Below are 13265 nucleotides of genomic sequence, written 5' to 3' on the forward strand. Positions count from 1 at the left end.
GCCGCCGTCAACTCGCTTGCGGCGCCGGCAGCCGCTCGCGCAGTTCGTCGACGAGCACCCTGGTGTTTTCGGAATAGTCGATGGGCACGACGACGAGATGCACGCCGCCGCCGGTGAAGGCCCGTTCCAGCGCCGGCTGCAAGTCGGCGATCTCGCCAACCCTGGTCCCCCTGGCGCCATAGGCCTCGGCGTATCTGACGAAGTCGGGATTGCCGAAGGTCATGCCGAAATCCGGAAATTCGTCGACCGCCTGCTTCCAGCGGATCATGCCATAGGCGTGGTCTTCAAGCAGCAGGACCACGAGGTTGAGCTTGAGCCTGACGGCGGTCTCCAGTTCCTGGCTGTTCATCATGAAGCCGCCGTCGCCGCAGATGGCCATGACACGGCGCCTGGGATAGAGCAGTGCCGCCATCATCGCCGACGGCAGGCCGGCACCCATGGTGGCGAGCGCGTTGTCGAGCAGCAGCGTGTTTGCCATGCGCGTGCGGTAGTTGCGCGCGAACCAGATCTTGTACATGCCGTTGTCGAGGGCGAGGATCCCGTCCGCCGGCATGACGGCGCGGACATCGTGCACGATGCGCTGCGGCGTGAAGCGGTCTTCGGTGGCGCGCGCCGCGATCCGGCTCAAAATGCCTTCGCGCAGCGGCAACAGGGCCTGCGCATTGGGGATCTTGCCCTCGATGCGATCGGCCAGCAGCGCCAGCGAAGGGCCAAGGTCGCCGACGATCTCGGCTTGCGGGAAATAGACCTGCTCGACGTCGGCGGTTTGATAGCCGACATGAATGACCTTCGGTCCCCTGGCGCCCATGATGAAAGGCGGCTTCTCGACCGTGTCGTGGCCGATGGTGATGATCAGATCGGCCTGCTCGATGGCCTCGTGCACATAGTCACGCTCGGAAAGGGCTGCCGTTCCCATGTAGAGCTCGGTGCCGCCGGGCACGGTGCCCTTGCCCATCTGCGTGGTGAAATAGGGAATTTGGGTGCGCAGCACGAACTGGGCGACATCGGGCGTCACGCGCGGCCGCGACGCCGCCGCGCCGAACATCAGCAGCGGACGCTTGGCCTCCATGATCATGCGGGCGGCACGATCGAGCGCGGTGGCGCTGGCCAGAGGCAATTCGACCGGGTGCGTCGGCACGAGTGCTATCGGCTCGCACTCCGCCGCCGCAATGTCTTCCGGCAGTTCCAGATGCACGGGGCCGGGACGCTCCTCCTGTGCGACACGGAAGGCTTCGCGCACCAGCGAGGGGATCATCTTCGGCGAGACGATCTGGCGCGACAGCTTGGTCAGCGGCTTCATCGCCGCGACGATGTCGACAATCTGGAAGCGTGCCTGCCGCGATGACAGAATGCCCTTCTGGCCTGTGATCATGATCATCGGCATCGCGCCGAGCAGCGCATAGGCCGAGCCGGTCGTCAGGTTGAGCGCGCCGGGACCAAGCGTGGTGATGCACACGCCTGCCTTGCCGGTGAGCCTGCCATAGGTGGCGGCCATGAAGGCGGCCGCCTGCTCGTGGCGGGTCAGGATCAGCTGGATCGACGAGCGGCGGATCGATTCGACGATGTCGAGATTTTCCTCGCCGGGAATGCCGAAGATCCGGTCGACCCCTTCATTTTCGAGGGCTGCCACGAACAGATCCGAACCTTTGGTCAACTGTCTCTCCCACGATGCGCAAATTCCACCAGCCACCTTCATATGGCAGGGAAAGCGGCGCCGCAAAGGCCGGAAGTGCGCATTGGTTCACGGAAGAGCTAACCGCGACGGGCGATCACGCCATCAATTTCGGCAAGGCGGTCGCCAGCGCGTCGACGGCCAGTCGCACTTTGAGCGGCAGATGCGGCGTCTGCAGCCAAAGGGCATGGCAGTCGTAGAGATGGCGCGGCTGGTCCGGCAACAGCACCGCCAGCGCGCCTGCCCGAATGCGCTCGCGAACCAGCCACCAAGGCAGCCAGGCAATCCCCATGCCATCGACCGCGGCATCGGCGATGGCGTCTAGGTCGTCGAGCCGCAATCGGCCGGTTGGCAAGATCTCCTGAAGGGGCTGCCCTTCACGCGCAAACAGCCATGGCTGAACGACCTGGCCGAGCCGGCGATAGACAATCGACTGATGATCGGCGAGGTCCTCGATCCCTCGTGGTTCGCCATGAATTCCGAGATAGGAGGGCGCTGCGCAGACGACCATGCCTTGGCGTGCGACGCGGCGCGCGATCACGCCGGCCTTGTCGTCCAATTCGCCGGTCCGGATGGCAAGGTCGTAGCCATCCTCGGCAAGGTCGGCGAAGCGGTCGCTTAAGGACAGATCGAGTTCCAGCATCGGATATTGCCGCGCCAGCTGCAGCAGCACGGGCGTCACGCAGTGGCGGCCGAAATGCGCCGGCATGGTGACGCGCAGTTTTCCGCGTGGCTCCGAGAGCTGGTCGGCGGCGAGCGCATCGGCGGCTTCAGCCTCGGCCAGCACAATCTTGCAGCGCTCATAGTAAGCGCGGCCGAAATCGGTCAGGCTTTGCCGCCGTGTGGTGCGATTGATGAGGCGCACGCCGAGGCGCTCCTCGAGAAAACGGACGTGCTTGCCGACCATCGGTCCGGACAGATCGAGTGCGACGGCAGCAGCAGCGAACGAGCCGAGGTCGACCGCCCTAACGAAGACAGCCATGCTCTCGAGCCGATCCATATTCGGAACTCCTGGTTTCTACTGCTTTATCTGTACCGCCATTTATCCGCGAGAGCGTTCCCTGCATAGCTCATTCGGTTCAAATGATTTGGAGTATCCCGAATGACACGTGTTGTCCGCTTCCACCAGCATGGCGGTCCCGAGGTACTGCGCATCGAGGATGTCGACCTTCCCCCGCCAAGTGCGGGCGAGGTGCAGATCCGCGTCAAGGCGCTGGGCCTCAACCGCGCCGAGGCATTGCTGCGTGCGGGAACCTATATCGAGACACCGGCCCTGCCCTCCGGACTTGGCCTGGAAGCGGCCGGCGTCGTCGAGGCGGTGGGCGAAGGCGTCGCGGATTTCGCAACGGGCGATGCCGTCAGCATCATCCCGCCGCAATCGATGGTTCGCTGGCCGGCCTATGGCGAACTGGTCACATATCCCGCCGCGCTCGTCGTCAAACACCCGCCATCGCTCGACTGGCGAACGGCAGCATTCGTCTGGATGCAATATCTCACCGCCCACGGCGCGCTGATCGACATTGCCAGGCTACGCGGTGGAGATGTCGTCGTCATCACGGCGGCGTCGAGCAGTGTCGGACTTGCCGCGATCCAGATCGCCAACAGTGTCGGCGCGACGGCGATCGCGGTGACGCGGACATCGGCGAAGAAACAAGCCCTGCTCGACGCCGGAGCGGCAGCAGTCGTGATCCTGGCCGAGGAGGATCTGAAGGCCCGGCTAATGGAAATCGCCGGACCGCCAGGCGTCCGCGTTGTGTTGGATGCGGTCGGCGGCCCGATCTTCGAGCCACTGACAGCGGCCATGTCACCTGGCGGCATTCTCATCGAATATGGCGGCCTCAGCCGTGAGCCGACGCCGTTCCCTTTGGCTGCGGTGTTGGGCAAGACGTTGACGCTGCGTGGCTACCTGGTCCACGAGATCACCGGCAACCCGGCCAAGCTGGAAGCCGCCAAGGCATTTATCCTTGGAGGCCTGGAGACCGGCACGCTGAGGCCAATTATCGATAGGACCTTTGCCTTCGACCAGATTGTCGAGGCCCATCGCTATCTCGAGTCGAACGAACAGTTCGGCAAGATCGTGGTGACGCTCTGAAGGGCCGCAACGGCGAACAAATCATTCTCGCGGCAATATCGCCCTTGAAGGCACGGTCCCGCATTCCTAACTGTCCCCTGCGGGCCGGGCCCCTCTGACGATCGTTCTTGGCGATTGTGATGTCGGACCGCTATAACGGGCCCGTTTCCATACCTTTCGGTCAAGCGGGCTCATTTCCTTTTGGTTTGGAGCCCCATATGACATCTTCCCTCCTTGGTTTGGTTTGTCCCTCCTGCCGCGTCGCGCTCACAATGAGCGAACGCCAGGGTATCGAGATCGACTACTGTCCGCAGTGCCGCGGCGTCTGGCTTGATCGAGGCGAACTCGACAAGATCATCGAACGTTCCGGCAGGGAGGCGTCGCCCGCGCCGCAGCCGGCGCCATTCTCCCAGCCACAACACAGCCAGGGCCGCGATGACGACTATTCCCGCTCGCAGGGCCACCGCTATCCGAAGCGGAAGAAATCATTCTTCGAAGAATTGTTCGATTGAGGCATGGCGCCGCCCGGTACCGGGCCGTCGTTTGCTGAAATCTCAAAAACCACATCGATAAGGTCCATCCCGATGATTCCGCGCACAAACCGATTTGCCGCCCTCTTTGCAGGACTGTTCCTGGCGTTCTCCATGGTCGCGATCGATCATGCCGAGGCCCGTCGCGGCGGCAGTTTCGGCAGCCGTGGCATGCGTACCTTCCAATCCGCGCCGCCGACAAGGACCGCACCGGCGCCGACCGCTCCGGTCGAGCGGTCGATGACACCCAACACCGGTGTGAACAACCCCGCCCGGCAGCCGCAGGCGGGCCTGCAGAGGCCCGGCTTCATGAGCGGCTTCGGTGGAACGATGATGCGCGGGCTGCTGATCGGCGGCCTGATCGGGCTGCTCCTGGGCCAAGGATTCGGCGGCCTCGCCGGCATGTTCGGTTTCCTGCTTCAGGCCGTGCTCATCGGCGGCGCCATCATGCTGGCTATCAGGTTCTTCCGGTCGCAATCCGCGCGTGGTCCTGCGCTCGCCGGTGCCGGCAATGCCCCGGCTTCGCGGCTTGAGAACCGCGCTGCATCACCGCAGCAATCGGCAGGTTCTTTCACAATCCCCGGCTTTGGCGGCGGTTCGGGTGGAAGTTCTCCGACCGGCGGCTCCGAGGAGATTACGCTGGCCCAGACCGACCTCGACGCATTTCAGCAACTGTTGACCGATGTCCAGGAAGCATTCGGACGCGAAGACCATGCCGCCCTGCGCCGGGCGACGACTCCCGAGATGGTGTCCTATCTGTCCGAAGAGTTGGCCGACAATGCCCAGAAAGGTCTCAGGAACGAGGTATCGGACATCACCTTGCTGCAGGCCGACATCGCGGAAAGCTGGCGTGAGGACGACCGCGACTACGCCACGGCCGCATTGCGCTACGAGTCTCGTGACGTGATGCGCGAACGAGCCAGCGGCAAGGCCGTCGAGGGCGACGATGACCATCCGACGGAGACGACCGAATTGTGGACATTCATGCGCGAGAACGGCTCGAACTGGAAGCTCTCGGCCATCCAACAGGCCTGAGCCCCGGTCAGTCTTATCCCAGGCTTCGAGGCGTCGTTGCGAGCGGTTCAGCGCACGATCTTGACGCACATCGGCGTGCCGATGCCGATGGCACGTCCGCTGTCGGCCAGCATGCCGCTGTCGGCATCGCGGGCGAAGATCGAGATGCGGTCGCCATTCTGGTTGGCCGAGAACAGATGACCGCCTGACGGCGTCAGCGCCAGGTTGCGCGGCGTCGCACCGCCGCAGGGGACATAGCCAACGAGGCTCAGTGCACCGGTCTGCTGGGCGATCGCCATGATGACGACGCTGTCGTGACCACGGTTGGAGCCGTAGACAAAGCGGCCGTCCGGCGCGATCTGGATATCGGCGCAATGGTTGCTGTCGCGCGCCTCGGCCGGCACCGCCGGTTTGGCGTCGACGATGGAGAGTTTGCCGCTCGCCTCGTCGAACTTCATCGACACCACGGTCGAATCCAGCTCGTTCATGACGAAGACGAAGCGCCCGTTCGGATGCAGTGCCAGATGGCGCGGACCGGCGCCCGGCGGCAACTCGGATTCGGCAAGCTTGCTCAGGCTTCCATTCCGTTCGATCCGGTAGGACACCAGCCGGTCGATGCCGAGGTCGGCGACGATGGCCGTTCCGCCGGCAATGGTCTCGGTGACGCTGTGGGCGTGCGAACGCTCCTGCCGGGTCGCATTCGGGCCAGTTCCCTTATGCGAGACACTGGCCAGCGGCGGCGTCAACGCGCCATCCTTGTCGAAACCATAGACTGCCACGGCGCGATCCGGACCGCCCTCGCCCATGCCGTAATTGGCGACCAGCAGCTTCGTCCCGTCGCGGGTGATGGTGTTGTGGGCGGCGATGCTGCCCAGCGATGGCTGCTTGTTCAGGTAGGTGAGCGTCCCGGAGCCACGATCGAAGCCGTAGGCGGAAACGGTTCCCTCGCGCCAGGTGAAGACTTCCGAATTGGCGTAGATCCGCGTGCCATCCGGCGTCACCGACAGGAAGGTCGGATTGTCGACGTCATCGGTCTCGGCCAGCTTTTTGGTTTCCAGTGTTTTCTCATCAAAGCTGTAGACGCTGAGGCCGACGCCGCGCGCGCCCTGAAAATACGGCGCTGCCCGGTTCAGGCAGCCGATGAAGACCAGACAGGCGTTGCTCATGATTTCCTCCCCTGCCCACGGGCGCTCGGGTGCCGCGGGACCGGCCAAAATTTCGCCTGTTCACGCTTGCAACGCAACCCCATATGTGAAAATACTATTTACAAAAGAAGATTGACGGGAGGAGACGTCGTGCATTCCTGCGCCTCGATGCGTGTTCGAACGGTTGCGCGAAGCCTCCTGCGAGATCGGCGGAGCCAGCCATGAACGACTTCGCGCCCACTGTCGGCGTCGCCTCGACGCACCCCAAGAACATGCCGGCCGATCACGCCGCGCTGCCGGTTTGGAATGCCGAGAACTGGTTCTACGAGGACTGGCCGGTCGGCCAGAAAATCCGCTCGTTGCGGCGCACGATGGCGGAAGGCGACAGCCACCTTTTCAACACGCTGGTGCTCGACATCCACCCCTACGTACAGGACCAGATGTTTGCCGAGGACGAAGGCATTTTCGGCAAACGGCTGATCGCCGGCGCCTTCGTCTTTTCGGCTGGCCTGGGACTGGTCGCCACCAACTGCGTCAACGCCTTTTCCTATGGCTACGACAAGCTCCGCTTCATAAAGCCTGTCTTCATCGGCGACACGATCTATTCGATCCGCTCCAATTTGGACAAGACGCCCCGCTACAAGGAGATGGGCCTGATCCGCGCCAGCTATGAGGTGTTCAAGGGCGAAGGCGAACTCGTTTTGTATTGCGAGCACCTGCAGACGGTGAAGTACCGCGACCCTGCCGATTTCGTCGGCAAGACGGAGAAATAAGAATGCCGGCTTTGGCCGAATTGCCGCTTGCCGGTCTCGTCGTCGTCGACATGAGCCAGTTCCTGTCCGGGCCCTACTGCTCGCTCAGGCTGCTCGATCTCGGCGCCCGCGTCATCAAGATCGAGCGCCCGGATGGCGGCGACCTGTCGCGCCGGCTCTATCTCAGCGACACCGAAATCGGCGGCGATTCCACTATCTTCCATGCCATCAACCGGGCCAAGGAAAGCCTCGCCATCGACCTCAAGAACGAGGCCGACCTGAAGGCGCTGCGCGGGCTGCTGGCCCAGGCCGACGTGCTGATCCAGAATTTCCGGCCGGGCGTCATCGAGCGGCTCGGCTTCGACTACGAAGCCGTCCGCAAGATCAATCCGCGGCTCGTCTACGCCTCGATCAGCGGCTATGGCGAAGACGGCCCATGGGTCAAGCGGCCCGGCCAGGACCTGCTGGCACAGTCGCGCTCCGGGGTGATGTGGCTGAACGGCGACGAGGACCAGGGGCCGGTGCCGTTCGGGCTTGCCATCGGCGACATGCTGGCAGGTGCGGCCTGCGCGCAAGGCATCCTGGCGGCACTTGTGCGGCGCGGCATCACCGGTCAAGGCAGCCATATTGAAACCAGCCTTTTGGAAGCGCTGGTAGATTTCCAGTTCGAGGTGCTGACCACGCATCTCAATGACGGCCGCCGCCTGCCGCGCCGCTCCAGCTTCCGCAGCGCGCATGCCTATCTGTCGGCGCCTTACGGCGTCTATCCGGCCAAGGACGGCTATCTCGCCATCGCCATGACGCCGATCCCGAAGCTCGCCGACCTGCTATCGCTCGATGAGCTGGCGCCCTATCGCGACAAACCGGCATCGTGGTTCACCGCGCGTGACGACATCAAGGCGATCATCGCGCAGCGGATCGCCACCAAGACCATCGACGAATGGCTTGATATCCTCGAGCCCGCCGACATCTGGTGCGCCAAGGTGCTGACCTGGCCGGAAATGCTGGCCAGCGAAGGGTTCCAGTCGCTCGACATGCTGCAGACGGTGACGCGCGAGGACGATGTCTCGATCCTCACCACCAGCTCGCCGCTCAGGGTCGATGGCATCAGGGCCAAGGTCGATCGAGCGGCACCGCGCATCGGCGAGCACAGTGCCGCAATCCGCCGGGAGTTCGGCCTGTGACCACGCTCACTCTAGTGCCCGCCCTCAGGGGCATGACCTGGAGCCATCCGCGCGGCTACGACCCCATGGTCGCCTGCTCTGCTCTCTGGCAGCAGAAGACCGGTGTCGCCGTCGAATGGGACAAGCGCTCGCTCCAGGATTTCGAGTCCTTCCCGGTCGAGGAACTGGCGCGCACGTATGATTTGATCGTCATCGACCACCCGCATGTCGGCCAGATCACGGCGGAGCGTTGCCTCGCGCCACTGGATGTCGCCGGCCGCGAGGCCGAGCGCACCGCGCTTGCCTCGGGCAGCGTCGGCCAGTCCTATCGGAGCTACAACTGGCAAGGGCGGCAATGGGCATTCCCGATAGATGCCGCCAGCCAGGTGCAGGCATGGCGGCCGGATGCACTTGATGCAGCGCCAGCGCGCTGGAGCGATGTGCTCGATCTCGCCCGGCAAGGCCGCGTGCTGTTGCCGCTGCGCCCACCCCATGTGCTGATGGTGTTCTATACGCTGGCCGGCAATCTTGGACATTCCTGCGCGACCGATCCATCCCGCGATCTCATCGGCATCGAGACCGGCAGCGAAGTCTTCGAGACGATGCGCGAGATCGCGGCTCTGGTCGAGCCGGCCTGCTTCGAGATGGATCCGATCGCCGTTTCGGAGCGCATGGCGGAGGCCGGTTCCCGCATCGTCTGCGCACCGCTGATCTACGGCTACGTCTCTTATGCGGTCGCGGGCTTTCGCGCACACCAGCTGGCATTCGCCGACATCCCGGTCATCGGCTCGAACGGGCCGATCGGTTCGGCGCTCGGCGGCACCGGCATAGCGGTGTCGGCCTTTTCCAAAGTCAGGGATGCCGCGATCGACTTCGCCTATTGGGTCGCCAGCGGCGATGTCCAGCGCGGTCCCTACGCCGCCGCCGGCGGACAGCCCGGCCACGCCGCCGCCTGGGAGGACCGGACGGTCAACGCGGCGGCCGGCAATTTCTATCGCGATACGCGCGCGACGCTGGAAGGCTCATGGGTGCGGCCGCGCCATGACGGCTACATGGCGTTCCAGCAGGCGGCGTCCGAACGCATCCTTTCCGGCATGAGTTCAGGGCACAAGGCCGCCCAGGTCGTTGCCGATCTCAATCGCCTGTTCCGGGAGAGTTCACTGGCGCAGGTGTCCGGCGCTGCCGGTGGAGGAGCCTGAAACGAAACCGAACGGAGGAGAACAATGAAAAACAAGACCCGCGGCCTGCTGGCCGCTACCGCCCTCGCCTCGCTGGCAACCACTTCCTACGCGCAGGATGTGCAGGGCGTCATCGGCGGGCTGCCGACCGAACTCAAGGCGCAGTATGACGGCGCGCCGCAGAAGGTGCTGCCTTCGGCCTGGGACAATTTCACCCCGCCGTCGAAGCCGTGGAAGTGGTGCCACTCGGAATCCTACCAGGGCAATCCCTGGCGGGTGACGGTGACCAAGGAGTTGAAGCGGCTCGTCGACGGGCTGATCGCCGACGGCACGGTGTCGAGCTTCGAGGTTTCCGATTCCAACAACGACGCCAGCCAGCAGATCAACCAGATCCGCGCCTTCATCGACAAGAAGTGCTCGATCATCACCTCGATTCCGGGCTCCGCCACCGCACTCGACGATGCCATCGACGCAGCCGCCAAGGCCGGCATTCCGTTCATCACCGCCGCCGGTTCGGTGACCAGTGCGAACGCGATCAATGTCGATTCCAACTATGCGCGCTGGGGCTATGACATGATGACGGCGATCGGCAAGGCACAGCCGGACGGCGCCAGCATCCTGCTCGTCGAAGGCATTGCAGGTCACCCGATCGTCGTCCAGGAACGCCAGGGCGCGGACAAGGCGCTGGCCGAAAATCCGAAGCTGAAGATTTCGCGCACCGTCAACGGCAACTGGACGGCCAACGTCACCAAGACCGTGGTGCTGCAGGCGATCGCCACCAACCCGGCGCCGATCGACGCGGTGTGGACGACCGGCAGCGAAAGCCGCGTCGTTGCCGAGGCCTTCGCCGAAGCCGGTCGCCCGGCGCCACTGATCACCGGCTCGATCACGGGCGACGCGTTGGGCTACTGGAAGGCCAACCCCGACAAATACCGCTTCGAAGGCCATGCCGTGCTGCCGCACTGGACGGCCGAGACGCTGTTCCGTGTCGGCGAGCGCATGCTCGACGGCCAGAAGCCGAAGCTGAACACGCTGCTGATCCCGATCCCGCCGGTTCACAACGCCGATCTCGGCCAATGGTACAAGGACTGCATGACGACCGATGCCGTCTCGATCTTCCCGATACCGCCGACGGACCCGATGCCGGAGGAATGGCTCGACGCCTATTTCTCGAACCCGGCACCGACCAAGGGCTGGGATTATTCGAAGGTGCCAGATGCCTGTGCAAAGTGATGCCGGCGCAAACTGACGCCTGCGACAGATAAAATCTCAGCGAGCCGGCTCCTTTCGGGGATCCGGCTTGCCAGCTTCGAAACACCGCATGCTTGAGATCACGAACATATCCAAACGCTACGGCGAGACGGTCGCGCTCGCGGATGCTTCGATCGCGTTCCGGGCGGGTACCATCCACACCATCCTGGGCGAGAACGGTTCGGGCAAGAGCACGATGGTCAAGCTCCTGTCCGGTATCGTCCAGCCGGACAGTGGTGCCATCCTGCTGCAGGGCAAGCCGTTCTCGGGCACGAGCCCCTCGGCATTCCAGGCACAAGGTTTTGCCACGGTATTCCAGGAGGTACTGGTCGCGCCCGATCGCAGCGTGGCCGACAACATCCTGCTTGGCCTCGACGGCCTGCTACGGCGCGCCGTGCCTCGCAACGAACGCCGCGACAGGGCGGGAGCAGCGCTCAAGCGCTTCGCCGTCACCGACGTGCCCCTCGACAGGCCCGCCGGCCTGTTGCCGCTCGCCGCGCAGCAACTGGTCGTTCTCGCCCGCGCGATCGTGCGCAATCCAAAAATCCTGATCCTCGACGAAGTCACCGCCGCGCTCGACTTCGCCGATCGCGAATCCGTCTTTCCGCTGATGCGCGCGCTGGCCGGCGAAGGCTGCCTCATCCTGTTCATCACGCACCGCATGGACGAAGTGGTGTCGCTTTCGGATCGCATCTCAATCCTGCGCGGCGGCAGCGTGGTGCGCACCGAAGAACGCGGTGCCTCGACGCCGTCGGAATTGCTGAAGGCGATGGCGCCACGCACGGCGGCGGAGCTGGCGCATGGTTGATCGCGCCGCTCCAGGCCTAGCCGTCCGCGACCTTGTCATCGCGCCGGGCGCCAGCGCGATCACGCAAACCATCGCTCCCGGCGAGATCGTCGGCCTTGCTGGCCTCGACGGGCACGGCCAGGAGCTGTTCCTCAAGATGCTCGCCGGCCTGGCGCCGCCACTTGGCGGCTGGATCGAGATGGGCGCATTCCGCAAGATCACAGGCTTCCGCAAGGCAGTGGCCAGCGGCATTGCCTATCTGCCGCGCGACCGGCGCGCCAACGGGATTTTCCCGACGCAGTCGGTGCTCGACAATTTCGCCGTCTCGACACTGTCGCGCGACACGCGCCTTGGCCTGATCAGTCCCGCGGCGCGCAAGGCACGCTACGATGTCTACCGGGAAAAGCTATCGATCGTCGCGCCCCGGCCCGATGCGCCGATCACCACCCTGTCGGGCGGCAACCAGCAGAAGGTGCTTTTGGCACGGGCGCTGGCGCTGGAACCCGCGATCCTGCTTCTCAACGATCCGACGCGCGGCGTCGACGTGGCGACAAGGCATGTACTCTACGATGTCTTTCGCGGGCTGGCCGCGGACGGCATGGGGCTCGTCATCCTGTCCAGCGAAATCGAGGAGATTCTTCTCCTGTGCCAGCGCGTGCTGGTGTTCAGGGAAAACAAGGTCGCGGCGGAAATCTCCGGTGAAGCGATGACCACCGACAGCGTGATCTCTGCCATGTTCGGACGCGCAGCATGAGCCCTCTCACGCGCCTCCTGTCTCTTGGGCGAAACGTCGGCTTCGCGGTCGTGCTGCTGGTGGTCCTGCTTGCGGTCAATCTCATCCTCAGCCCGGGGCGGTTCCAGCCGGGATCGTGGGGCGCGCTGGTCGGACTGGCAGCACCGTTGATCGGAGCGGCGATCGCCTCGACACCGGTGATCCTCGCCGGCCGTGGCGGCATCGACATTTCGGTCGGGCCGCTGATGGGCTTCGTCAACGCCATGGTGATCCAGGTGCTTTTCCTCAAAGCCGGCATCTCCTCGCCTCTGATGCTCGTACCAGCGGCTTTGCTCATCGGCGCGCTAATCGGTGCGGCGAACGGTTTTCTGGCGACAGTCGTGCGCATCCAGCCGATCGTCGCGACGCTCGGCACCTATCTGATCCTCACCGGCATCACGCTGACGATCCTGCCGGCGCCGATCGGTCCCGCGCCGGCCTGGCTCAAGGCGCTGTCCGGTCCGCTGTCGATGCTGCCGCTGGCGGCGATGTTCATCGCCTGGTGGCTGGTGCGGCGCACGCCTTACTATGACCAGTTGATGGCGGTCGGCAGCGATGACCGCGCCGCCTACACCGCCGGTGTGGATGTCACCCGCGTCCGCTTCATCGCCTATGTGATGACCGGCATCTTCGGCGGATGCGCGGGGCTGATGCTGACAGCCTTGATCGGTTCGGCCGACCCCAATATAGGACCGACCTACACGCTGATCGCCATCGCCGCCGTCGCGCTTGGCGGCGTCAGCCTGGCCGGTGGCCGTGGCGGTGTGGCAGGAGCCGCGATCGGCGCGATCGACATCTTCCTGCTGCAGAGCGTGCTGACGACATTCAACGTCTCGACCTTCGTACTGCAGATCGCCTATGGCGCGATACTGGTGCTGGCGGTGATGCTGACCGCGCTGCAGGAACGTCTTGCCATGAGGGGGCGCTGAC

General features: G+C 64.4%; 13 protein-coding genes. 10 read left to right on the top strand and 3 right to left on the bottom strand.

Annotated features, from left to right (window positions below; genetic code table 11):
- Positions 1 to 7: 7 nt before the first annotated feature.
- Both LB568_RS04520 and LB568_RS04525 read right to left on the bottom strand, forming a co-directional pair.
- A complete protein-coding gene (locus LB568_RS04520; protein ID WP_224729317.1) occupies positions 8 to 1654 on the bottom strand; it encodes an acetolactate synthase large subunit in 1647 nt (548 codons plus the stop codon).
- A 115-nt stretch (positions 1655 to 1769) separates the two neighbouring features.
- Positions 1770 to 2672, bottom strand: a complete 903-nt coding sequence (locus tag LB568_RS04525; protein ID WP_224729319.1) for a LysR family transcriptional regulator — start codon at positions 2670 to 2672, stop codon at positions 1770 to 1772.
- A 102-nt stretch (positions 2673 to 2774) separates the two neighbouring features.
- Between LB568_RS04525 and LB568_RS04530 the strand changes: the two genes are divergently transcribed.
- The 3 genes from LB568_RS04530 to LB568_RS04540 all read left to right on the top strand — a co-directional run bounded on the left by LB568_RS04530 (position 2775) and on the right by LB568_RS04540 (position 5308).
- Positions 2775 to 3764, top strand: a complete 990-nt coding sequence (locus LB568_RS04530) for a zinc-dependent alcohol dehydrogenase family protein (RefSeq protein ID WP_224729321.1) — start codon at positions 2775 to 2777, stop codon at positions 3762 to 3764.
- Positions 3765 to 3961: 197 nt separating this feature from the next.
- Positions 3962 to 4255, top strand: a complete 294-nt coding sequence (locus LB568_RS04535) for a zf-TFIIB domain-containing protein (protein WP_013896928.1) — start codon at positions 3962 to 3964, stop codon at positions 4253 to 4255.
- Between the two features lie 72 nt (positions 4256 to 4327).
- Entirely contained in the window at positions 4328 to 5308 is a 981-nt protein-coding gene (locus LB568_RS04540; protein WP_224729323.1) for a Tim44 domain-containing protein, read from the top strand.
- Positions 5309 to 5355: 47 nt separating this feature from the next.
- On the opposite strand, the gene LB568_RS04545 is transcribed toward LB568_RS04540, so the two are convergent.
- The gene (locus tag LB568_RS04545) at positions 5356 to 6453 is read right to left on the bottom strand and encodes a lactonase family protein (protein ID WP_224729325.1); all 1098 of its coding nucleotides are present in this window, start codon (positions 6451 to 6453) and stop codon (positions 5356 to 5358) included.
- A gap of 200 nt (positions 6454 to 6653) precedes the next feature.
- On the opposite strand from LB568_RS04545, the gene LB568_RS04550 reads away from it, so the two are divergent.
- The 7 genes from LB568_RS04550 to LB568_RS04580 all read left to right on the top strand — a co-directional run bounded on the left by LB568_RS04550 (position 6654) and on the right by LB568_RS04580 (position 13264).
- Positions 6654 to 7205 carry a MaoC family dehydratase gene (locus tag LB568_RS04550; protein ID WP_224729329.1) on the top strand — a complete coding sequence of 184 codons (552 nt, stop codon included), beginning with the start codon at positions 6654 to 6656 and terminating at the stop codon, positions 7203 to 7205.
- A 2-nt stretch (positions 7206 to 7207) separates the two neighbouring features.
- The gene (locus LB568_RS04555; RefSeq protein WP_013896932.1) at positions 7208 to 8368 is read left to right on the top strand and encodes a CaiB/BaiF CoA transferase family protein; all 1161 of its coding nucleotides are present in this window, start codon (positions 7208 to 7210) and stop codon (positions 8366 to 8368) included.
- Between the two features lie 32 nt (positions 8369 to 8400).
- Complete coding sequence (locus LB568_RS04560; protein WP_224729501.1) at positions 8401 to 9546, top strand: ABC transporter substrate-binding protein; 1146 nt, start codon at positions 8401 to 8403, stop codon at positions 9544 to 9546.
- Positions 9547 to 9570: 24 nt separating this feature from the next.
- Positions 9571 to 10758 carry an ABC transporter substrate-binding protein gene (locus tag LB568_RS04565; protein ID WP_224729330.1) on the top strand — a complete coding sequence of 396 codons (1188 nt, stop codon included), beginning with the start codon at positions 9571 to 9573 and terminating at the stop codon, positions 10756 to 10758.
- An 88-nt stretch (positions 10759 to 10846) separates the two neighbouring features.
- The gene (locus LB568_RS04570) at positions 10847 to 11584 is read left to right on the top strand and encodes an ATP-binding cassette domain-containing protein (RefSeq protein ID WP_224729331.1); all 738 of its coding nucleotides are present in this window, start codon (positions 10847 to 10849) and stop codon (positions 11582 to 11584) included.
- A complete protein-coding gene (locus tag LB568_RS04575; protein ID WP_140572817.1) occupies positions 11577 to 12317 on the top strand; it encodes an ATP-binding cassette domain-containing protein in 741 nt (246 codons plus the stop codon). Before LB568_RS04570 ends, LB568_RS04575 begins: the two co-directional genes overlap by 8 nt.
- Positions 12314 to 13264 (top strand): ABC transporter permease, encoded by a 951-nt coding sequence (locus tag LB568_RS04580; protein WP_224729332.1) that lies wholly within the window; start codon positions 12314 to 12316, stop codon positions 13262 to 13264. The genes LB568_RS04575 and LB568_RS04580 overlap by 4 nt, the downstream gene beginning before the upstream one ends.
- Position 13265: the final 1 nt, after the last annotated feature.

Source organism: Mesorhizobium sp. B263B2A (assembly GCF_020165775.1).
GTDB classification, from domain to species: domain Bacteria; phylum Pseudomonadota; class Alphaproteobacteria; order Rhizobiales; family Rhizobiaceae; genus Mesorhizobium; species Mesorhizobium opportunistum.